The organism is Rhizobium sp. 62_C5_N11_2, from assembly GCF_051811185.1.
Taxonomy (GTDB): domain Bacteria; phylum Pseudomonadota; class Alphaproteobacteria; order Rhizobiales; family Rhizobiaceae; genus Rhizobium; species Rhizobium leguminosarum.
Genome location: NZ_JBPWPW010000002.1, coordinates 934,140 through 954,079, shown reverse-complemented (window position 1 = coordinate 954,079; position 19,940 = coordinate 934,140). Strand labels below are relative to the sequence as shown.

Here is a 19,940-nt window from a genome sequence, read left to right as displayed (position 1 = left end):
CGAGCTGACAATGATATATGATCCCGCCCGGGCCAATCCGCTTTTCGGCAATCCCCTGAAGACACGCGACGACCTCTCCAAGGCCGTCATCGATCTGTTCGAACCGCTGCTGCCGTATTTTTCCGAAGGCGGCGCTCGTGTGCGCCTCGGTGCAGCCGGCGCGATCTTCGACCGGGCAGCGGCGGACCTGGAAGGATTTGCGCGGCCGCTCTGGGGAATTGTTCCGCTCGCTGCCGGCGGCGGTGCGTTCCCGCATTGGGAGCTCTATCGGCGCGGGCTCGCAAACGGCACCAATCCTGCTCATCCCGAATATTGGGGCGATCTTACCGACCGCAATCAGCGGCTGGTCGAGCTCGCCGCCGTCGGCTTCGCCCTGGCGCTTGTCCCCGAGCATATCTGGGAACCGCTTGACGACAGCGATAAGAAGACGGTCGCTGCCTATCTTCTCAGAGCGCGCGAGCTGGAATTCATCGACAACAACTGGAAATTCTTTCGTGTGCTCATCGATCTCGGGCTGGAACGCGTAAGCGTGGCGTTCGATCACCGGAAAACCCTCGCCTATCTCGAAGAACTGGAAGCTTTCGACCTCGGGGAAGGCTGGTATCGCGACGGACCGGTCCGGCGGGTCGATCATTACATTCCCTTCGCCATGCATTTCTACGGCCTGATCTATGCGGTGCTGGCGCGAGGCGACGAGGCGCGCAAGGACCGCTTCCGGCGTCGCGCCCAGACCTTTGCCGGGGATATCCGCCACTGGTTCGGCCCCGATGGCGCGGCACTTGCCTTCGGCCGCAGCCAGACCTACCGCTTCGCGGCGGGCGGCTTTTGGGGCGCGCTTGCCTTTGCCGGCGTCGAAGCCCTGCCCTGGGCCGAGATCAAGGGCTATTACATGCGCCATATCCGCTGGTGGTCGGCGATGCCGATTGCCGAGCGCGACGGCGTTCTCTCCGTCGGCTACGGCTACCCGAACCTCTTCATGAGCGAGAGCTACAATTCTCCCGGGTCACCCTATTGGGCGCTGAAATTCTTCCTGCCGCTCGCTCTTGCGGGGGATCATCCGTTCTGGACCGCCGAGGAGGCGCCGCAGCCGGAATTTCCGGAGCCGGTCGCTTTGACGCCGGCGGGAATGGTCGCCATGCACACGCCGGGAAACGTGGTTGTGCTCTCCTCGGGGCAGCAGCACGACAAGATGCTCGGCGCAAACGAGAAATATTCGAAATTCGTCTATTCCACGCGCTACGCTTTCAACATCGAAGCCGACGACCGGAATTTCTCCGCCGCAAGCTTCGACGGCATGATCGGTCTCTCAGACGACGGCGTCCATTTCCGCATGCGGGAAACCCTCGAAGAGGCGTTGATAACAGGCGACCTGCTCTATTCGCGCTGGCGCCCCTGGAACGACGTCACCATCGAAACCTGGCTGCTTCCCGAAAACCCGTGGCACATCCGCCTACACCGCATCGCTACGCCGCGCGCCCTCAGCACCATCGAAGGCGGCTTTGCGATCGAACGCGCGGATTTCAATGCCGACCGCTCCGATGCAAGGGATGGCCGGGCTGTCTGGTACGGGCAGACCGACGTCAGCGCTATCGTGGATCTATCGCCCAATCCGAGGGCCGGCCATGCGATGAGCCCGATCCCAAACACCAACCTCATCCACGCCAAGACCCTGCTGCCGCAGCTGCGCGGCGAAATCGGCCCCGGAACCATCGTGCTCGCAACTGCGGCAATGGCCCTGCCCAGTCGCGAGAATTGGGCAAATGCGCTCGATAACCCGCCCGCCAACCCCCGCCTCGACGAGGTGGAGCGGCTCTTTCGAGAGAAAGGCGCGGGGGTGCCGGCATTCGCTCTCGGGACGTAGCTCGGAGGCACTGGCTTCCGGGTTTCAACCGCGAGCCGGACGGTTGATTATCGGGCGGTCAACTCGGAACGATATGCTTCGGCAATGCGCTGCGCCAACTGTGCCATTTGATCGTCAGGTATCTGCAGAACCCCGTACTCCGCCATCAGCGCGTGGTATTGCTGCTCTTCAAGAGGCACACCAGAGGCTAAGGGAACGACATGAAAATGCAGGTGGCTATTGGCTTGCTGGCTGCCGAGCGAAAGCACATAAATTCGTTCGGCGTCGAACACGCTTTTGAGCGCGCGAGACAAAATATGCACATTCTCCTGTAGTCGAAGATATTCATCGGTCGACATGTCTCGCGCCAGATCCTCGAGGTGCTCCCTCGGACAGACAAGGCAATAGCCGGGCAGAGTGGGATACTTGCTCAGGAAGATGATCGTCTCGTCGTCTTCAAAAACGCGATGATGAAAGAAGTCGGGGTCATTCCTGACCAATCCGCAGATAAAGCATGACCTTGTTCCGATGTCGTGCACATAGGCCCTGAGATCAAATGGTCGGCGTTCGTTCATCCTGAACCTCCGTCGTCTCTCGCGCGGCGGTCGCGGACGCCTGAACTATTGCGAAAGCCATTGCCGGAAAAATAACACGCGCCAAAACCGGTGGCCAACCGTAATATTTTCGGATTACTCCAAATAATTATATTTATATCTTCGGTAGAAATAGCAAAACACCCCCTCATCGCAATATTGTTGAACTAAAGTTTAGCAAAGCGTAGTGATGTACTGGCCTTTCATTTTTCAAGGCCAGAGGAGGATGCAATGCCTACCATAATGGTCCATCACAATGTCAAAGACACGAAGCACTGGCTCGCTTCACCCATCCGCAAGCAGGTATTGGAACCGATTGGCGTCACGAACATTCGCACGTTTACAGACCCTCAAACGTCTAATCGCGTTGGTTTGGTCATGGACGTTGCTGATATGGAAAAGTTGATGGCCTTCATGCAGACCAAGGCAGCGGCCGATGCGATGGCGAATGATGGTGTCTTGCCCGAGACCATGGTGTTCCTCGTGCAATCGTAAAACGCCTCTCAACCAAACCTGGAAATGCAACGCGGGAGGATGATATGACGACGTTATTCGTAAGGCACGAGGTCTCCGATTACGCCGCCTGGCGCAAGATATATGATGCGTTTTCGCCGGTGCAGAAGGCCAATGGGGTGACGGCGCAAGCCGTTTATCGAGCCATCGACAATCCGAACGATATTACCGTCACCCACGAGTTTGCCACGCTTGAAGCGGCGCAAACGTTCAGCAAGCTGGACGAGCTGAAGACGGCGATGCGCACGGGAGGCGTGCTCGGCGCGCCGACCGTGTGGTTTACCAACAAAGCATGAAATAGAGCCAACGACCTCCGCCGCTGCAACCGGAGGCCAGGTTGCAGTCGCGCTCGGCACATGACATGGAAGCCGAGCAGTGCGCTCTTGCGCCGATTGCCAACCTTGGTGGCAGTTGCAGGCGAACTGCGCAAATTTGTCCGAACTCCTATTGTCCGTTCCTGATGTCGCGCAGAAGATCCAGGCCGCGCTGGTATTTTTCCGTTTTCTTGCCAGCTTGTTCGGCCTGCCGGAGATTATCTTCGAGATCGGCCCGTTTGACGGGCAAGGCCAGCGGGTTTGATGCCGCACGTCTGACGAAGTCGTCATCCGGCTCGTCCGGCCGCCTTGTCAGAGCATTCACCGCCGAGATGATCGCCGGCGGAAAGCCTTCTTCCCTCAGCCTGTCGAGCGTCCAGCCGCTTCCCTTCTCGACGACGTCATGAAGATAGGCGACCGTTCGCGTCTCGTCACCGGAAACCAGAAGGGCTACCCGCTGGCAGTGCTCGAAGAACGGCCGGCCGGTTTTGTCCGCCTTACCTTCATGGGCCGTAAGAGCAATCTGGATGGCATGGTCGAGATGCTGCATGGCGATCACGGTCCCTCGGTCTTCCTGATCTTCCGTCGGGAAGGCTTTTCGCCCGTCGTCATCTCGATGCCAGGGACGGGAGCCACGGCGGCCTGGACAGGCCTCGCCGGCCGCCGATCGAGATCGCCGCTCTCACCGGCGCCTTGAAGCAGCGCTGCATCATCCCTATCGTCTTCATCGAGCAGGTTCTGCAGCGTCTCATGCTCATCCTCGCCGGCAAGTTCGTCGCAGGCTTGAAGCCAATGGCGCTCGTCGGCGCCATCCGGGCGGCCCTCGGCCTCCCAGATCTCGTAGGCACGGCGACGGATCTGCTCGTGCTTGTCTATAGCCATGATCGCCTCCAGGGGCATTTGATGAGCCATCCGAGGAACGGGCCCAGTCGCTTTCACGGCGTGTTGACGGTTGGAAGAAAATCCTCCACCTGTTTGCGCTTGCCCTTCGAAAGCGTCTCCACCCGTTCCTTCCAGAACCGCTCGGCCTCGGGTGGATCCTCATCCCATTGGCGAACATCGGTGATGTTGTCGTCGATCATGGACCGACGGTGGCCGCCAAGGCTGAGATATTCTTTCGCAAGCTTCAGGCTTGGGGTTTCAGTGCCGCTATCGCGATCTGATGTCGAACTCACGTTGCGCCGGGCATTTTCCAATGCTCGCTTGCGATCGGTCTCGGCTCGCTCCGTATCGGCGGAACGAGCGTCATCTGTCCCGCTCTCGGGCGGCACGTTGGATCTGGAAGTCATCATGGATCACCTCTCGATGTTGTGATCCAATAACCTTTGCAAGCAGTGAGAGTTCCGCGTGGGTTGCGATTGATTTGAGCGGGCGATCGAGCCGCACCGTCCGGGCGGCAATCAATGAACGGCCATACTCACCATTCGATAGGGGTGCACGGCCTCGAATTGCGAGATCATCGCCGTCGCCTGCTGAAATACGAGCTCGGCATTTTCTGGATCGTCACGGGCGAGTTCATCGGCATTGACGCGGATCGCTTCGGCCATGTTGTTGGAAAGTGCGGCGAAATGCGTATTGCCTTCGACATAGGCCTCACGCGCCGTGTCCTCCAGCGTTCGAGCGATATCGACGAGGATTTCCTCGCGTTCCTCGATACTGAGGTCTTTGATTATATTGGTCTTCTCTTCCATGTCACTCACTCCAAAAGACGTGGGACGCTGCTCGAGCTCATTAAGCCTCGATCATCAAAGAGTTGGGAACGCCGAAATCCGGATTCAAGTTCAGTATAGCTCGAACTCGCCTCCGGTACGGCGCCATCGCCTTCATCATTCGAACGCGGGAGCCGATTTTCTGTTCCCTGACAGGCGTTGGCACTCACGGGCAGGGAGTGCTAATTTTTCTTTCATCCCTCTTGAATTGCAAAGCCGTCGAACCAAATCATTCTCGCACGGCTCGCGGCTCGCGCGCTGCGCACCCGCCCGGATTGGTCATCCGGTCCGGCTAGGGAACAACGTCATCATTGTTTGTCGATGGAGGAAGACATGTCGTTCCGACCGCTTCATGACCGCATTCTCGTCCGCCGGGTCGATTCAGAGGAAAAGACCAAGGGCGGCATCATCATTCCCGATACCGCCAAGGAGAAACCGCAGGAAGGCGAGGTCATCGCCGTCGGCCCCGGCGCACGCAACGACGCCGGCCAGATACAGGCGCTCGACGTCAAGGCCGGCGATCGCATCCTATTCGGCAAATGGTCCGGTACCGAGATCAAGATCAACGGCGAAGACCTGCTGATCATGAAGGAAAGCGACGTGATGGGCATCATCGAAGCCCAGGGCGAAAAGAAGCAGGCCGCATGAGATCCCTGCGGACATCAGTCAATGCAGGGCAGGAGCGCATCAGCTTTTCATGGAAACGCAGAACCGCTCCAAGCTTTTATTTCTGACGCAATTCCGAACGGAAAAACCGCTACGCACTTTTCCTGGAATTGCTCTGGCTGCCTATGAAGGAGTGAGGACATGGCTGCTAAAGAAATCAAATTCAGCACCGAAGCCCGCGAGAAGATGTTGCGTGGCGTCGACATCCTGGCCAACGCCGTGAAGGCGACCCTCGGTCCGAAGGGCCGCAACGTCGTGATCGACAAGTCGTTCGGCGCCCCGCGCATCACCAAGGACGGGGTTTCGGTCGCCAAGGAAATCGAACTCGAAGACAAGTTCGAGAATATGGGCGCCCAGATGGTCCGCGAAGTTGCTTCGAAGACCAGCGACATTGCCGGCGACGGCACCACCACCGCAACGGTGCTGGCCCAGGCGATCGTCAAGGAGGGCGCCAAGGCAGTTACCTCAGGGATGAACCCGATGGACCTGAAACGCGGCATCGATCTTGCGGTCGCCGCCATCGTCGCGGAACTGAAGGCCAATGCCCGCAAGATCTCAAACAATTCCGAAATCGCCCAGGTCGGCACGATCTCCGCCAATGGCGATGCCGAAATCGGCCGCTTTTTGGCGGAAGCCATGGAAAAGGTCGGCAATGATGGCGTCATCACCGTCGAAGAAGCCAAGACCGCCGAAACCGAACTCGAAGTTGTCGAAGGCATGCAGTTCGATCGCGGCTATCTCAGCCCCTACTTCGTGACTAATGCCGACAAGATGCGGGTGGAGTTCGAAGACCCTTATATCCTCATCCACGAGAAGAAGCTCTCGAACCTGCAGTCTATGCTGCCGGTTCTCGAAGCCGTCGTCCAGTCCAGCAAGCCGCTGCTCATCATCGCTGAAGATGTCGAAGGCGAAGCCCTCGCAACGCTCGTCGTCAACAAACTGCGCGGCGGCCTGAAGATCGCCGCCGTCAAGGCGCCCGGCTTCGGCGACCGCCGCAAGGCCATGCTCGAAGACATCGCCATCCTGACCGCCGGCACCGTCATCTCCGAAGATCTCGGCATCAAGCTCGAATCCGTCACGCTCGACATGCTCGGCCGTGCCAAGAAGGTGTCGATCGAGAAGGAGAACACCACAATCGTCGACGGTTCGGGCGCCAAGACGGACATCGAAGGTCGTGTGGCCCAGATCAAGGCTCAGATCGAAGAAACCACCTCCGACTACGACCGCGAGAAGCTGCAGGAGCGCCTTGCCAAGCTCGCGGGCGGCGTTGCCGTCATCCGCGTCGGCGGCTCGACGGAGGTCGAGGTGAAGGAGAAGAAGGACCGCGTCGACGACGCGCTTCACGCAACCCGCGCGGCGGTCGAGGAAGGCATTCTGCCGGGCGGCGGTGTGGCGCTGCTGCGCGCCGTCAAGGCGCTCGACGCCGTCAAGACCGCCAATGGTGACCAGCGCGTCGGTGTCGACATCGTTCGCCGCGCGGTCGAGGCGCCGGCTCGCCAGATCGCAGAAAACGCCGGCGCGGAAGGCTCGGTCATTGTCGGCAAGCTGCGCGAGAAGAGCGAGTTCTCCTACGGCTGGAACGCTCAGACGGGCGAATATGGCGACCTTTATGCACAGGGCGTCATCGATCCGGCCAAGGTGGTTCGCACCGCGCTGCAGGATGCGGCCTCCATCGCCGGCCTTCTCGTCACGACGGAAGCCATGATCGCCGAGAAGCCCAAGAAGGACGCGCCGCCGCCAATGCCCGCCGGCCCCGGCATGGATTTCTAAGGCGTTTGCCGGCCCGCCGGCCTCGCCGGGCGGGCCTCATCCGAGGGAATAGAGATGGTTCAAACGATCAAAAACCGATCGCAGGTGCCGCTGGACTCCCGCGATCTTGAAACCTGCCAGCGCGTCTTCGACAGGCTCAGCGCCGATTACGGGGTGGCAAGGGACAGCGACGAAGCCGAACGAATGGCGAGCATCGTCATCGAGCTCTACCGACAGGGCGTGCGCGACCCCGATCACCTGCAGTCGATGGTCGAGGCGGCCCGCGGCCTCTTCGAAGCGAGCGAGCGCCCGCCTACTGCTCCGGGAATTTGACCATGGTGCCGCCGCCGGTCGCCTGGTCCGTCGGGAAGACCTCTATCCTGGCGACGTCGACGAAGACGGGAAGCTCGATGGCGTTGGAGATGATCGAGGCGATGTGGGAAGGCTGGATCGGACGGTAGCCGTCATAAAGCAGGGTCCGCGCCTGGTTGCCCGCTATTGCGGTTCGATAAAGCTCCGTCTGGACTCGACCCGGCACCACCTCGGTCACGCGAACCGAGGTCCCGAGCAGGTCGCAGCGCAGATTGTCGCAAAACAGGCTGAGCCCGGCCTTCGACGGGCCGTAGGCCGCCATGTTCGGATAGGGTGCCTGGCCGCCGCTCGAACCGATATAGATCAGGTGGCCGCGCTTTCGCTCGACCATAGCAGGCAGGAATGCGCGGGTCAGATGCATCGGGGCTTTGAGATTGATGTCGATCATGGCATCGATCTCGGACGGTTCGATCTCGCTGAATGTCGCCCGTGTCGAGAGAATGCCGGCATTGTTGACCAGGATGTCGACGTCTGTTCCGTGAAGCTGCTTGACGATTTCGGCGGTATCGCGCACATCGGCACGGACCGGCTTCGCCCCGCTTTCCCGCGCCAATTCCTCGAGCGCCTCGGCGTTTCGGCCAACGGCATAAACCGTCAGCCCCATCTCGCGTAGTTTGCCGACGGTGGCGCGACCGATGCCGCTCGTCGCACCGGTGACCAGGGCAACCTGATAGGGCAGCGGCTCAGACATAGATGTAGCCTCCGCTGACGACGACGTTTTCGCCGGTGGCATAGGTGTTGCGGCTCGATGCCATCATGACAATCCACTCCGCCATTTCGACCGGCTCGGCTGCGCGGCCAAGCGCGCTGGCCTTGGCCAGTTCCGGAAGAAATCCCAGCTCCCTGGCGCGATCCGTCGCAAAACCGGCAGGAGCGACGGAATTGACAAGGATCTGGTCCTTGGCGCATTCCTGGGCAAAAGATTTCGTCAGACTGACGACAGCCGCCTTGGTTGCGGCGTAATGCGCATTCTGGGGATGAGCCTTGAAAGCATCGACCGAGGTCACGTTGACAATCCGCCCGGTAACCTCGGGCGCGTTCACGTGCTGGCGCATATGAAGAACGGCGGCCACCATCATATGATAGGTACCCTTCACGTTGATCGCATTTTCGAGGTCCCATTCCTCGTCGGTGATCTCGAGGATAGGGCGTCTCGGATAGATGGCGGCGCTGTTGACGAGCACGTGAATCCGACCGAGCTTGCCGGCGATCTCATTGAACCCGCGATGAGCCGTTTCCGCCCGGGAAATGTCGGCAACCGCCGTTTCCACCTCGGCGCCCAGAGCGCGAAGCGCATCGGCCGAGACGCCGAGCAGCTGCTCGTTGCGATCGATGAGCCCAATCCTGGTCGCCCCATGCGATATCATCAGCTTGGCCGTCGTCAATCCGAGCCCGGAAGCGCCGCCGACGATGATTGCGGTCTGGTTCTTCAAAGTTCCACCTCAGTATTTTCAGTTACGCCACTAGCATTGTATGTTATCACTTATATGCCAACTTCGACAAAGCTCAAGTGCATTCTGAAGGTCTCGAAATGATTCCACGCCTCCGGCCGAACGGTTCAATCCCCCTTCCCGCTGTGGGATTCTTCCAGCGGCTCATCGAGGCAGGGTTCGATGGCGACATCGAAACCGGTGCGGCGAGCCGGACCGTTTTTTCGACCGACAATTCCATCTATCAGATCGAGCCGACCGGTATCCTCTTCCCCAAGGGCATCGAAGACCTGCAGATTACGGCGGCCGTGCTGTCGGAACCGGCCTTTCGCGGGATCACTGTCGCCCCGCGCGGCGGCGGAACCGGCACGAACGGTCAATCCCTCACGTCGGGCATCGTCGTCGACTGCTCGCGACATATGAATTCCATTCTCGAGATCGACCCGATCAGGAGAATTGCGCGGGTCCAGGCGGGTGTGGTCAAGGATCAGTTGAACCGGGCGCTGAAACCCTACGGCCTGTTTTTTGCGCCTGAACTCTCCACCTCCAATCGCGCCACCATCGGCGGCATGGTCTCCACCGATGCCTGCGGCCAGGGTTCATGCCTCTACGGCAAAACCAGCAACCATGTGCTGGGATTGCGCATCGTGCTTGCGAATGGGACCGACTGGTGGTCGCGCCCGCTCGATCCTGAGGTACTCGCGGAGATCGCCGGGCGACAGGACCGTGTCGGCGAAATCCACAGGACGGTCGACCGCATCGCGCGCGAAAAACGCGACCGGATCGCCGAGATTTTTCCGAAACTCAACCGCTATATGACCGGTTACGACCTCGCTCACATCCGGCGGGACGACGGACGCTTCGACCTCAATGCCATCCTCTGCGGCTCGGAGGGAACGCTGGCGATGATCGCCGAAGCCGAACTCAACCTTCTGCCAATCCCCGCCCATGCGGCATTGATCAACATTCGCTACGGGGACTTCAACACCGCATTGGAGGATGCCCGCACGCTTGTGGCACTCAAGGTCGCCTCGGTGGAAACGGTCGATGAGAAAGTTCTCGGGCTCGCCAGGGGCGACATCGTTTGGACGGGCATTGCCCGCTTTTTTCCCGACAATGCAGGCGGAACCACGAACGGCATCAATATCGCCGAAGTGCTCGCCGACGATGAGGCTGAACTCGAACGCAAACTGGCCGAGGTGACCGCCGCGCTTGCCACGGGCGCGAATGCCCGTCACCTGGGTTATACGATCGCGCGGGATCATGCCGATGTCGAGGCGATCTGGTCGATGCGCAAACGGGCGGTCGGCCTGCTCGGCAATGTGGACGGACCGGTCAGGCCTGTCGCCTTCGTCGAGGACACCGCCGTGCCGCCGGAAAACCTCGCGGCCTATATCCGCGAATTCCGCGCATTGCTTGATGGCGCGGGCCTTTCCTACGGCATGTTCGGCCATGTCGATGCCGGCGTCCTGCACGTGCGGCCTGCCCTCGATCTCACCCGCGATGACCATGTCCGGCTGGTCCGGGAGGTCAGCGACGCCGTCGTGGCGCTGACGCGTAGATATGGCGGCGTGCTCTGGGGGGAGCACGGCAAGGGGGTACGTTCCGAATATGTGCCTGAATTCTTCGGCGACCTCTATCCCAGCCTGCAGGAGATCAAACGGGCTTTCGATCCGGAAAACCGCCTCAACCCTGGCAAGATCGCAACGCCTTCCAGCGGCCAAGAGCTGCTGAAGATCGACGAGGTTCCGCTGCGGGGAGACGTCGACCGCATCATCGGCAACGAGATCCGCGCAGCCTTCGACAACGCTGCCTATTGCAACGGCAACGGCGCCTGTTTCGATTTCGACGAAACGAGCCCCATGTGCCCCTCCTACAAGGCGACACGCGATCGGCGTTTTTCGCCCAAGGGCCGCGCCGCTCTGATGCGGGAATGGCTGAGGCAGCTTGCCGAGAAGGGCATCGATCCCCGCCAGGAGGCAAAACGCCTGCGGCAGAGCGTTCCGCTCGCGAGCTTCGCGCGGCGTGTCTTCAACTCCCTGAACCCTCAAAATCGGGACGACTTTTCCCACGAAGTCCGCGCTTCGATGGACACCTGTCTGGCGTGCAAAGCCTGCGCGGGACAATGTCCCGTAAAAGTCAGCGTCCCGGCCTTCCGCTCCAAATTCCTGGAACTTTACTACGGGCGCTACCTCCGTCCGCTGAAGGATCCGCTGGTAGCAGCCATCGAGACCACCCTGCCCCTGGTCCATCGGATACGGCCGGCCTACAACCTGGTCGTCGGCACGCGAGCCGGCAGGATGATGATGCGCGTTGCCGGACTGACGTCCCTGCCCCACCTGCCGCGGCTCTCTCTGGCGAAGGAGGCCGCCCGCCTTGGCGTGCCGCTTGCGACCCCTCGGCGGATCGAGGCATTGTCGCCGCGTGAGAGGGAGCAGAGCGTCATCTTCGTCGCCGATGCGTTTACCGCCTATTTCGATCCTGAGGTCGCTCTCGCCGCGATCGGGCTTGCGCGGAAAATGGGGCTTTCGCCGTTCCTCGCCGCGTCCCACGTCAATGGCAAAGCCCTGCACGTTCATGGCTACCTCGGACGTTTCGAGGCTGCGGCCGGGCGGACCGCGCACTATCTTCAGCAGTTGAATGACGCGGGCGTGGCGCTTGTGGGGCTCGATCCGTCGATGACGCTTGCGTTCCGCAGCGAATACAAGGGGGTGCTGAAGGCGAGCATCCTCCTTCCGCAGGAATGGCTGGCCGCCAACCTCGGCCGCCTTGCCGCATCACCCTCCGCCGCCAAAGGCAGGAGCTTCCGGTTGATGGCCCATTGCACCGAACGCACCAATGCGCCCGCCTCCATTGCGCAATGGAAACAGGTGTTCGGCAGCCTCGGCATCGACCTTCAGGCAGCAGAAACGGGTTGTTGCGGAATGGCCGGTACCTTTGGCCACGAGGCCCGCAATCGACCGATCTCCGAGCGCCTCTATGCGATGAGCTGGAAGCCGGAGGTCGATGCCGCCGGCGACAACGACAGTCTCATGGCCACCGGATATTCATGCCGCTCGCAGGTGAAGGAAATCGACAACAAGCGCCTCCCGCACCCCTTTCAGGTCATCGATAAGATAATGTCTGAAAGAGCCGACATTCCGCAATCAGACGTGGCATGATATGTGATATGTGCTAAATTTGATCGTGAAAATCGGAGCAAACCAGTGTCAATCATCACGCAACGAGGCAATCTCGCGGAAATCGTCGTTGCGAAGCTGATGGAACGGATCGACTCCGGTCTTTATGCTCCCGGCGAGAAAATTCCGTCAAGTGCCCAGCTGTGCGAAGAGTTCGGCGTGTCCCGAACCGTCATTCGCGAGGCGCTCACCTCTCTCAAGGTTGGCGGACGTGTGACCGCGCGACAGGGTGCCGGCGTCTACGTGAGCGACAAGGACGCAAAGACCCTCAATTTCGAAATCAGCCGCATCGAGGACATTCGCTCCGCGATGCAGATCCTGGAATTGCGGCTCGGCGTCGAGATACAATCCGTCGCCCTTGCAGCGTCGAGGCGCACGCCGGAGGCGCTGGCTGAAATTGCCCGCGCCTACGACAACCTTGAAAACCTGGTGACGGACGATGCCGAGGTCGAAGCACGCGCCGATTTCGAGTTTCACCTTGCGATCGCCCGTGCCACCCGCAATCCCCACTTCCCGAGTTTTCTGGAAGCGGTGATAGAGAGCATCAATTTCGACCTCGTACTCAAGCATCGCCAATCGGCGCGCGGCTACAGCACCTACCTGAAGAAGATCAACAAGGAACATGCCGCGATCCTGGCCGCCATCACCCAGGGTGATGCCAAGGCTGCGAAGGCCGCGCTGATCGTCCATCTGGAGGAAAGCCTCCATCGTTACCGCACGATGCTCAATGAGCCGACGAGCAGCGAAACGGAGAATTAAGTCAGGGGAAGGAAAGGATGATCCGCCTGCTGCTACGCTTCCTGCGCTCCTATCTTACCGTTTTCCACGACCGAAAGGATCAAGGATCAGCGCCGCTGGCTTACCGTTGGGGGTGATCCTTGTCGGCGCCCCTCAAGCGACTTCACTTTCCGCTGGTCTGCTGCGGCGCCGCCCGGCTTTTTGAGGCGGCGCCTTTTCCTGCGATCACTTTCCCTGTGCGATCGCCTGGTCGCGAATTTGCGTCAGGCTCATTTTCGGCGTCAGCGCTTCCGGGTCGATCCGGATTTCGATGAGACCCGGCTTGCCGGAAGTCTCGCAGCGTTGGAAGGCGCCGGCGAAGTCCTCGGTCCTTTCCACGGTCTCACCATGGAGGCCATAGGATCGCGCCAGCGAGGCAAAGTCCGGGTTCGTCAGGCGGGTGCCGGAGACGCGGCCGGGATACTCACGCTCCTGGTGCATGCGGATCGTGCCATACATGCCGTTGTTGATGACGAGAAAGATGACGCGAGCGTCATACTGCATGGCGGTTGCGAGTTCCTGACCGTTCATCAGGAAACATCCGTCGCCGGCAAAGGCAACGACCGTGCGCGCGGGATCGGTGATCTTGGCGGCGATCGCCGCCGGCACGCCGTAGCCCATGGAACCATTCGTCGGTCCGAGCTGGGTGCGGAAGGTGCGATACTGATAGAAGCGATGCGCCCAGGCGGAATAATTGCCGGCGCCGGTGGTCAGAATGGCGTCCGGCTTGAGATGGCCGCGCAGCCATTCCATGATATCGCCCATCTGCACCGGACCGGGCACCTCAGGATGCGCGAGATTTTCGAGATAGTCGGCATGGGCCGTCCTGGTCCAGTCCTTCCACACCGGCGCAGCCCGCGGCTTCAGCTTTGCCGCCTGCGAGAGGAAACCCGCGACGCTGGCATTGATCGGCAATCGCGCGTGATAAACGCGCCCCAGCTCCTCCGCGCTCGGATGAATGTGAACGAGCAACTGCTTCGGGACCGGAATGTCGATCAGCGTATAGGCGCCAGTGGTCATCTCCCCGAGACGGGCGCCGATGGAGATCAGAAGGTCGCAATCCTTCACATGGCGGATCAGCTTCGGCCCTGCGGCAAGACCGAGGTCGCCGGCATAGTTTTCGTGCGTATTGTCGAACAGATCCTGGCAGCGGAAGGAAGCTGCGACAGGCAGGCAGAAGGCTTCCGAAAACGCCTTCAGGTCGGCAACGGCCTGCTGCGTCCAGCCGCCGCCGCCAACGACAACCATCGGGCGTTTCGCCTCGGAGAGAAGGCCGAGCAATTCCTCGAATTGCGGCGGGCCGGCAAAGCCCTCAACTCGCTTGTAGGGCGGGGTGTCGGCGACATCGACCATATCGGTCAGCATGTCTTCAGGAAGAGCGACGACCACCGGTCCCGGCCTGCCGTTGACAGCTCGGTGGAATGCCTGGCTGATGAGCTCAGGGATGCGGGCGGCATCCTCAATTTCGACTACCCACTTTGCCATTTGGCCGAACATGCGGCGATAATCGATCTCTTGGAACGCTTCGCGCTCCATCTGATCGCGCGCCACCTGCCCGATGAACAGGATCATCGGTGTCGAATCCTGGAAGGCGGTATGCACGCCCACGGACGCGTTCGTCGCGCCCGGCCCGCGGGTGACGAAGCAGATGCCGGGTTTGCCGGTCATCTTGCCGTAGGCTTCCGCCATGTAGGCGGCGCCGCCTTCCTGCCGGCAGACGATGAATTCGATGGCGTCTTCCACGTCGTGAAAGGCGTCGAGGGCAGCAAGATAGCTTTCGCCCGGCACGCCGAACACGCGCTCGACACCATGGATGCGCAAGGCATCGACGAGCGCCTGGCCGCCGCTGCGCTTGGATGTTTCGTTTTTCATCGGGAGCCCCTCTCCTATGCTTTAAATGACGGCGTCTTCAAGGAAGGGGCGGTCAGCTGCCACCCGCTCGTAGCCGAATGGCGAAAGATCAAGCGTCTTGAAGCCGCCATAGGCAATCAGTTCCGAGAGACCCCGTCCCATTGCCGGCGACTGCTGGAGACCGTGCCCCGAGAAGCCGTTTGCGAAGAGGAAATTGCTGACCTCAGTATGCGGTCCGAGGACGACATTGTGATCGAGGGTGCAATAGTCGTAGTGGCCGGCCCAGGAATTGACGACCTTGATCGCCTCAAAGGCCGGCACCCGGTTCGCCAGGATCGGCCAGATTTCCTCGTCGAATTCGTCATGCATGACGTCGAAATCGTTCGGATCTACCTCAGGGTCATGTTTGGGATAGGTGCCCATCAGATAGAACTTGCCCTCGGGCCGGAAGAAAACGCCGGTGGGGTCGATCGTCAGCCCCACCTTTCCTTCCAGGGGCGTTCGGCAATCGACGACGAACAGCGAGCGTCGGCGTGGCTCCACGGGGACGTCGAGCCCAGCCATCCCAGCGACTTTCTTGCCGTTGGTGCCTGAGGTGTTGACCATCGTGCCACAGGCAATCGTCTGGCCGCTCTTCGTCGACACGGAAACGATGCGGTCTCCCTCTCGGTTGATGGCGACGACTTCGTCTTCGATGTATTCGACGCCGAGCGAGCGCGCCTTCTTGCGAAAGCCCTGCAGCAGACCGACACTGTCGAACCAGCCCTCGCCCCGCTCGCCGGTGCTGCCGAGCGTCAATCCTTCGAGGTTCAGCCAGGGAAACCGGCGGCCGAGACCATCCGGATCGAGCAGCGTCACCTCCGCGCCGCACGAGACCTGGGTCTCGTGGTTGCGCCGGAGAACCTGATCGCCGCGATCGTCCTCGGCGAGGAACAGATAACCGGCCTCGTGAAAACCAATCTCGGGCGTGTCGTCGTCGACAATGACGTTTTCCTTGAAGTGGCGGATGAACTCCGTCCCGAACTGCGAGACTTTGACATTGATCGCATTCGAAAACTGGTGGCGGATGGAGCTGGAGGATAGCGCCGTCGCCGAACGCTGATAGGTCCAGTCCTTCTCGATCACCAGGACCGATCCGTTGAAGTCCGGGTTGGTCGCCAGAAAATATGCCGTCGAACTGCCGACCACTGCACCGCCGACGATCACCACGTCATAGGACGACTTGGAAGCTTGCATCAGGGCGTCTCACTTCTTCTCGTCTTCATAGTGGCCGGCGGCGGCAAAGCTGCCGCCCTGGAAGCGCACCGCCGGATCGTTGGGATCGCCCTGTTTCGTATTCTCGAAAACCTTGTCCGCGTAATCGTCGGCGCTGTCTTCCGGCCTGTATCCGAGCGATGCCGCCGTGCGGTTGTCCCAGAACGCCCGGCTGTTGTTGGACATGCCATAGGCGACCATGAAGCCGACGCGTTCGGCCGACAGGCTCTTTTCGACGAGCTGGCGGCAATCGCGATAGGAAAGCCAGGTGATGAGATGGCGCCGGTCCGTCGGCTCGGGGAAAGACGAGCCGATACGCAGGCTCACGGTCTCGATCCCGAACTTGTCGAAATAGTAACGGCTGAGGTTTTCGACGAAGGTCTTCGACACGCCGTAGAGACTGTCGGGGCGGGTCGGAACGTCGCCGTCGATCGTCTCGGTGCGCTCGTAAAAACCGATGGCGTGAACGGAGCTGGCATAGACGATGCGCTTGACGCCATGCTGCCGGGCTGCCTCATAGATGTTGTAGCTGCCGACGATGTTGGCGTTAAGAATGGTGTTCCAGGGGGCCTCCAGCCCTTGACCACCCATATGAATGATGGCGTCGCAGCCCTCCACGGCTTTCGAAACAGCGTCGAAATCGGAAAGGTCCGCCGGGAAATCCTCCTCGTGCGGCTCGAGGTTCTCGCAAGGCTTGCGTGCAGACAGCCTGAGGATCTTGCCAAGCCTTGTTCCTGACTTGCGCAGCTGGGTTCCCAGAGCGCCGGCCGCGCCGGTCAGAAGCGTGCGCTGATAATCGGTCATCGAATTTTCCCTTTAGCGAAGTTTGGCCAGTGCATCGGCGGTGCGCTCGATGGCAATGGCAAGATTGTCACGCGATGTCGCGAAGGAAAGGCGAATATAGGGTTCGACACCGAAAGCGGCACCGGGAACGGTGGCGACCTTGCCTTCCCTGAGGAGATAGGAGGCCAGTTCCGTATCGTTGGAAATCCTGGCGCCGTCTGGCGCCGTCTTGCCGATATAGTGGGCGCATTTGGGAAAGAGGTAAAAGGCTCCTTCCGGAGCCCGCACATCAAGACCGGGTATCGCGCTGAAGCCCCTTGCGACCAGTTGACCGCGCGCCTTGTATTCGGCAACCGCCGTCGTGACGAAGTCCTGGGGACCGTTGAGCGCGGCGGCGGCGGCAAACTGGGTGATCGAGGACGGGCAAGTCGTGCTCTGGGACTGAAGCTTGTTCAGCGCCTTGGTCAGTTCGCGCGGACCGGCCGCATAGCCGAGGCGCCATCCTGTCATGGCATAGGCCTTGGATACGCCGTTGATGATGAGCGTGCGGTCCTTCAGCTCCGGGCACGCGACGACGAACGACGTGAAGGGCACGTCGCCGCAGACGATATGTTCGTAGATCTCATCCGACATGATCGCCACGTGGGGATGCCGTGCCAGCACTGCACCAAGCGCCCTCAGTTCGTCCGCCGTATAGATCGCCCCCGTCGGATTGGACGGAGAATTGAACAGGAACCAACGCGTCTTCGGCGTGATAGCTGCTTCCAGCCGCTCGGCTGTGATCTTGAAGGCATCCTCGACACCGCAAGGCACGATCTTCGGAATGCCGCCGTGCAGGACGACGATGTCGGTGTAGGAGACCCAGTAAGGCGCCGGCACGACCACCTCGTCGCCGGGCTCCAGCGTGGCCAGGAATGCATTGAAGAGGATCTGCTTGGCGCCGTTGCCGATGGAGATCTCATCCATGGCGTAGTCGAGGCCGTTCTCGCGTTTGAACTTGGCGACGATCGCCTCGCGCAGCTCCACCAGGCCGTCCGGCGCGGTATAGCGGGTAAGCCCCTTGCGCATGGCCTCGATCGCCGCCTGAACGATATGATCAGGAGTGTCGAAATCTGGCTCGCCGAGCGACAGGTCGACGACATGCTCTCCTTTGGCCCGCATCGCCTTGGCGGCGACCGACACCGCCATGGACGGCGAGGATTTGATCGTCGCGACGCGTGTGCTTTCGAATGCAATCATGTTCATGCCTTGCCTCCCTTAGTCCGGCTCCTGCCATAGGCTTCAGCCTGTTCTTCGGTGATGTATCCATGCTTCAGGTCCTGCTCGATCGCCTCAGCCGGGCGATGTGCCGGATCGCCGTAACCGCCGCCGCCCGGAAGCGACAGAACCAGGCGCCTGCCTTCCGGCACGAATTGCAGCCCCTTGCCCTTGAGAACCGTACCGTCGTCGAGCGCGACTGCGCCGGCCGTGCCGCTCAGTCCGCCTTCGCGGCCGCGGGCGGGGTGGCCAAGCCTGTCGAACATGGCGGAGAAGCGGAAGCTGAAGCCTTCGGCCGCTTCGATCTCGATCATCTGGCCGAGACCGCCGCGTTGCGCGCCGGCACCCCCTGACCCCTCGCGCAATTCCTTGCGCCAGACGATGACGGGGCCGACATTCTCCGTCGCCTCGATCGGCATCGTGTGGACGCCGCTCGGAAAGGCAGTGGCGTTCAAGCCATCGAGAGCGGCGCGTGCGCCGGTGCCGCCGGAATTGAACATCAGGATTTCTGCGCCCCTGCCGCCGATCTGATCGGAGACGGGGCGCACGCTCATATGCAGGTTCCAGAGTGCGCTGGCACCTTCCGCAGGCACCTGGCCTGGAAGCGCCTGATGCAGCGCGCCCAGCACGAGATCCGGGACAAAATGGCCGAGAACGTGGCGGACAGCGACCGGCGCCGGCCGCTTGGCATTGAGGATGCAACCTTCCGGCGCCACCACCTCGAAAGGTGCAAGCGAGGCAGCGTTATTTGGAATTTCCGGCGCCACGACGCATTTGATGCCGTAGCAGGCATAGGCCTTGGCATAGACGAGCGGCACATTGATGCCGAACTTGCTCATGCCTGAGGTGCCGTCGAAATCGACCACGATCCCCTCGGGGCCGATGCTCAGCTTGGCGGCGAGATGCACCGGCTCATCATAGCCGTCGAGATCGAGGCTGTAGTTCCAGGAGCCATGCGGCAGCTTCTTCAGCCGCTCCAGCGTTGCCTCGCGGCTGTGCTTGAGGATGAAGCCGCCGATCGTCGACAGATCAGGGAGATTGAATTCCGTCAGCATGTCGACGAGCCGGCGCTGGCCCGTTTCGTTGCAGGCGGCGAGCGCATAGAAGTCACCGACGACCTTATCGTTTTCGCGAACATTGTTTCGGACGATATGGATCAGCGTCCGGTTCAGCTCGCCGCGCTCGAAGAATTTCATGATCGGGATGAAGAGGCCCTCTTCATAAACTTCGCGGGCATCCGGGCCGAAACCGCGGCCGCCGACATCGACGACATGCGCGGTCGAGGCGAAATAACCGACCAGCTTGCCGCGATGGAAGGAGGGCGTGACGACGGTGATGTCGTGCAAGTGGCCCGTTCCCTTCCAGGGATCATTGGTGATGTAGACGTCGCCTTCAAAGACATTGTCCGGCCCGATGTCGCGAATGAAATGCGCGACGGATTCCGCCATGGCGTTGACGTGGCCGGGCGTGCCGGTAACCGCCTGCGCCAGCATACGGCCTTCCAGGTCGAAGACGCCGGCCGACAGATCGCCCGCCTCGCGCACGGAGGTGGAGAAGGCCGTGCGGATCAGGGTCTGCGCCTGCTCTTCAACGACAGAGATCAGCCGGTTCCACATGACCTGCATATGGATATCGATCATGGATTGGTTCATG

Annotated in this window: 20 protein-coding genes; 8 read left to right on the top strand and 12 right to left on the bottom strand. The window is 60.9% G+C overall.

The features are described from left to right. The first annotated feature begins 10 nt into the window (after positions 1-10). Positions 11-1,861 (top strand): DUF2264 domain-containing protein, encoded by a 1,851-nt coding sequence (locus AB8B31_RS28175; RefSeq protein ID WP_020493440.1) that lies wholly within the window; start codon positions 11-13, stop codon positions 1,859-1,861. 47 nt (positions 1,862-1,908) lie between these two features. On the opposite strand, the gene AB8B31_RS28170 is transcribed toward AB8B31_RS28175, so the two are convergent. Further along, the gene (locus tag AB8B31_RS28170) at positions 1,909-2,415 is read right to left on the bottom strand and encodes an HIT family protein (protein ID WP_018245940.1); all 507 of its coding nucleotides are present in this window, start codon (positions 2,413-2,415) and stop codon (positions 1,909-1,911) included. 249 nt (positions 2,416-2,664) lie between these two features. Here AB8B31_RS28170 and AB8B31_RS28165 point away from each other — a divergent pair, with 249 nt between their 5' ends. Next, on the top strand, positions 2,665-2,928 hold the full coding sequence (locus tag AB8B31_RS28165) for a hypothetical protein (RefSeq protein WP_018245941.1): 264 nt from the start codon (positions 2,665-2,667) through the stop codon (positions 2,926-2,928). Between the two features lie 44 nt (positions 2,929-2,972). Then, positions 2,973-3,242 carry a hypothetical protein gene (locus AB8B31_RS28160; RefSeq protein ID WP_018245942.1) on the top strand — a complete coding sequence of 90 codons (270 nt, stop codon included), beginning with the start codon at positions 2,973-2,975 and terminating at the stop codon, positions 3,240-3,242. Between the two features lie 148 nt (positions 3,243-3,390). On the opposite strand, the gene AB8B31_RS28155 is transcribed toward AB8B31_RS28160, so the two are convergent. The 4 genes from AB8B31_RS28155 to AB8B31_RS28140 all read right to left on the bottom strand — a co-directional run bounded on the left by AB8B31_RS28155 (position 3,391) and on the right by AB8B31_RS28140 (position 4,951). Beyond that, positions 3,391-3,810 (bottom strand): HD domain-containing protein, encoded by a 420-nt coding sequence (locus AB8B31_RS28155; protein WP_032981504.1) that lies wholly within the window; start codon positions 3,808-3,810, stop codon positions 3,391-3,393. Positions 3,811-3,815: 5 nt separating this feature from the next. Then, positions 3,816-4,142, bottom strand: a complete 327-nt coding sequence (locus AB8B31_RS28150; RefSeq protein ID WP_026188723.1) for a DUF2934 domain-containing protein — start codon at positions 4,140-4,142, stop codon at positions 3,816-3,818. Between the two features lie 53 nt (positions 4,143-4,195). Then, the gene (locus AB8B31_RS28145) at positions 4,196-4,552 is read right to left on the bottom strand and encodes a hypothetical protein (RefSeq protein ID WP_018245945.1); all 357 of its coding nucleotides are present in this window, start codon (positions 4,550-4,552) and stop codon (positions 4,196-4,198) included. 108 nt (positions 4,553-4,660) lie between these two features. After that, the gene (locus AB8B31_RS28140) at positions 4,661-4,951 is read right to left on the bottom strand and encodes a hypothetical protein (protein WP_018245946.1); all 291 of its coding nucleotides are present in this window, start codon (positions 4,949-4,951) and stop codon (positions 4,661-4,663) included. Positions 4,952-5,302: 351 nt separating this feature from the next. Here AB8B31_RS28140 and groES point away from each other — a divergent pair, with 351 nt between their 5' ends. The 3 genes from groES (at position 5,303) to AB8B31_RS28125 (ending at position 7,717) form a co-directional block, all read left to right on the top strand. Further along, positions 5,303-5,617, top strand: coding sequence for a co-chaperone GroES (gene groES, locus AB8B31_RS28135; protein WP_018245947.1), 315 nt, complete (start codon positions 5,303-5,305; stop codon positions 5,615-5,617). A gap of 159 nt (positions 5,618-5,776) precedes the next feature. After that, entirely contained in the window at positions 5,777-7,405 is a 1,629-nt protein-coding gene (gene groL, locus AB8B31_RS28130; protein WP_018245948.1) for a chaperonin GroEL, read from the top strand. A 54-nt stretch (positions 7,406-7,459) separates the two neighbouring features. After that, entirely contained in the window at positions 7,460-7,717 is a 258-nt protein-coding gene (locus AB8B31_RS28125) for a hypothetical protein (RefSeq protein ID WP_018245949.1), read from the top strand. On the opposite strand, the gene AB8B31_RS28120 is transcribed toward AB8B31_RS28125, so the two are convergent. Together AB8B31_RS28120 and AB8B31_RS28115 are read right to left on the bottom strand one after the other, a co-directional pair. Then, complete coding sequence (locus AB8B31_RS28120) at positions 7,698-8,447, bottom strand: SDR family oxidoreductase (protein ID WP_018245950.1); 750 nt, start codon at positions 8,445-8,447, stop codon at positions 7,698-7,700. The genes AB8B31_RS28125 and AB8B31_RS28120 overlap by 20 nt on opposite strands. Continuing rightward, positions 8,440-9,189 carry an SDR family NAD(P)-dependent oxidoreductase gene (locus tag AB8B31_RS28115; RefSeq protein WP_018245951.1) on the bottom strand — a complete coding sequence of 250 codons (750 nt, stop codon included), beginning with the start codon at positions 9,187-9,189 and terminating at the stop codon, positions 8,440-8,442. Before AB8B31_RS28115 ends, AB8B31_RS28120 begins: the two co-directional genes overlap by 8 nt. A gap of 98 nt (positions 9,190-9,287) precedes the next feature. Between AB8B31_RS28115 and ydiJ the strand changes: the two genes are divergently transcribed. Then, positions 9,288-12,347 (top strand): D-2-hydroxyglutarate dehydrogenase YdiJ, encoded by a 3,060-nt coding sequence (gene ydiJ / locus AB8B31_RS28110; RefSeq protein WP_018245952.1) that lies wholly within the window; start codon positions 9,288-9,290, stop codon positions 12,345-12,347. 45 nt (positions 12,348-12,392) lie between these two features. After that, positions 12,393-13,124: a FadR/GntR family transcriptional regulator gene (locus tag AB8B31_RS28105; RefSeq protein ID WP_018245953.1), complete on the top strand. Its 732-nt coding sequence runs from the start codon at positions 12,393-12,395 to the stop codon at positions 13,122-13,124. A 204-nt stretch (positions 13,125-13,328) separates the two neighbouring features. Here AB8B31_RS28105 and AB8B31_RS28100 read toward each other — a convergent pair whose 3' ends face one another. The 5 genes from AB8B31_RS28100 to AB8B31_RS28080 are packed head-to-tail and all read right to left on the bottom strand — an operon-like array spanning position 13,329 to position 19,939. Then, on the bottom strand, positions 13,329-15,014 hold the full coding sequence (locus AB8B31_RS28100) for a thiamine pyrophosphate-binding protein (RefSeq protein WP_018245954.1): 1,686 nt from the start codon (positions 15,012-15,014) through the stop codon (positions 13,329-13,331). 21 nt (positions 15,015-15,035) lie between these two features. Beyond that, complete coding sequence (locus AB8B31_RS28095) at positions 15,036-16,229, bottom strand: NAD(P)/FAD-dependent oxidoreductase (RefSeq protein WP_018245955.1); 1,194 nt, start codon at positions 16,227-16,229, stop codon at positions 15,036-15,038. Positions 16,230-16,238: 9 nt separating this feature from the next. Beyond that, on the bottom strand, positions 16,239-17,051 hold the full coding sequence (locus AB8B31_RS28090) for an NAD-dependent epimerase/dehydratase family protein (RefSeq protein ID WP_018245956.1): 813 nt from the start codon (positions 17,049-17,051) through the stop codon (positions 16,239-16,241). Positions 17,052-17,063: 12 nt separating this feature from the next. Then, on the bottom strand, positions 17,064-18,275 hold the full coding sequence (locus AB8B31_RS28085) for a pyridoxal phosphate-dependent aminotransferase (protein ID WP_018245957.1): 1,212 nt from the start codon (positions 18,273-18,275) through the stop codon (positions 17,064-17,066). Next, complete coding sequence (locus AB8B31_RS28080; protein WP_018245958.1) at positions 18,272-19,939, bottom strand: hydantoinase B/oxoprolinase family protein; 1,668 nt, start codon at positions 19,937-19,939, stop codon at positions 18,272-18,274. Before AB8B31_RS28080 ends, AB8B31_RS28085 begins: the two co-directional genes overlap by 4 nt. Position 19,940 lies beyond the last annotated feature (1 nt).

What these genes read in the sequence shown, in the direction of transcription:
- AB8B31_RS28120 (WP_018245950.1), bottom strand. Translation starts at nt 8,447, where the DNA reads ATGTCTGAGCCGCTGCCCTATCAGGTTGCCCTGGTCACCGGTGCGACG.
- ydiJ (WP_018245952.1), top strand. Translation starts at nt 9,288, where the DNA reads ATGATTCCACGCCTCCGGCCGAACGGTTCAATCCCCCTTCCCGCTGTG.
- AB8B31_RS28160 (WP_018245942.1), top strand. Translation starts at nt 2,973, where the DNA reads ATGACGACGTTATTCGTAAGGCACGAGGTCTCCGATTACGCCGCCTGG.
- AB8B31_RS28100 (WP_018245954.1), bottom strand. Translation starts at nt 15,014, where the DNA reads ATGAAAAACGAAACATCCAAGCGCAGCGGCGGCCAGGCGCTCGTCGAT.
- AB8B31_RS28125 (WP_018245949.1), top strand. Translation starts at nt 7,460, where the DNA reads ATGGTTCAAACGATCAAAAACCGATCGCAGGTGCCGCTGGACTCCCGC.
- AB8B31_RS28145 (WP_018245945.1), bottom strand. Translation starts at nt 4,552, where the DNA reads ATGATGACTTCCAGATCCAACGTGCCGCCCGAGAGCGGGACAGATGAC.
- AB8B31_RS28090 (WP_018245956.1), bottom strand. Translation starts at nt 17,051, where the DNA reads ATGACCGATTATCAGCGCACGCTTCTGACCGGCGCGGCCGGCGCTCTG.
- groES (WP_018245947.1), top strand. Translation starts at nt 5,303, where the DNA reads ATGTCGTTCCGACCGCTTCATGACCGCATTCTCGTCCGCCGGGTCGAT.
- AB8B31_RS28175 (WP_020493440.1), top strand. Translation starts at nt 11, where the DNA reads ATGATATATGATCCCGCCCGGGCCAATCCGCTTTTCGGCAATCCCCTG.
- AB8B31_RS28170 (WP_018245940.1), bottom strand. Translation starts at nt 2,415, where the DNA reads ATGAACGAACGCCGACCATTTGATCTCAGGGCCTATGTGCACGACATC.
- AB8B31_RS28080 (WP_018245958.1), bottom strand. Translation starts at nt 19,939, where the DNA reads ATGAACCAATCCATGATCGATATCCATATGCAGGTCATGTGGAACCGG.
- groL (WP_018245948.1), top strand. Translation starts at nt 5,777, where the DNA reads ATGGCTGCTAAAGAAATCAAATTCAGCACCGAAGCCCGCGAGAAGATG.
- AB8B31_RS28140 (WP_018245946.1), bottom strand. Translation starts at nt 4,951, where the DNA reads ATGGAAGAGAAGACCAATATAATCAAAGACCTCAGTATCGAGGAACGC.
- AB8B31_RS28150 (WP_026188723.1), bottom strand. Translation starts at nt 4,142, where the DNA reads ATGGCTATAGACAAGCACGAGCAGATCCGTCGCCGTGCCTACGAGATC.
- AB8B31_RS28095 (WP_018245955.1), bottom strand. Translation starts at nt 16,229, where the DNA reads ATGCAAGCTTCCAAGTCGTCCTATGACGTGGTGATCGTCGGCGGTGCA.
- AB8B31_RS28165 (WP_018245941.1), top strand. Translation starts at nt 2,665, where the DNA reads ATGCCTACCATAATGGTCCATCACAATGTCAAAGACACGAAGCACTGG.
- AB8B31_RS28155 (WP_032981504.1), bottom strand. Translation starts at nt 3,810, where the DNA reads ATGCAGCATCTCGACCATGCCATCCAGATTGCTCTTACGGCCCATGAA.
- AB8B31_RS28085 (WP_018245957.1), bottom strand. Translation starts at nt 18,275, where the DNA reads ATGAACATGATTGCATTCGAAAGCACACGCGTCGCGACGATCAAATCC.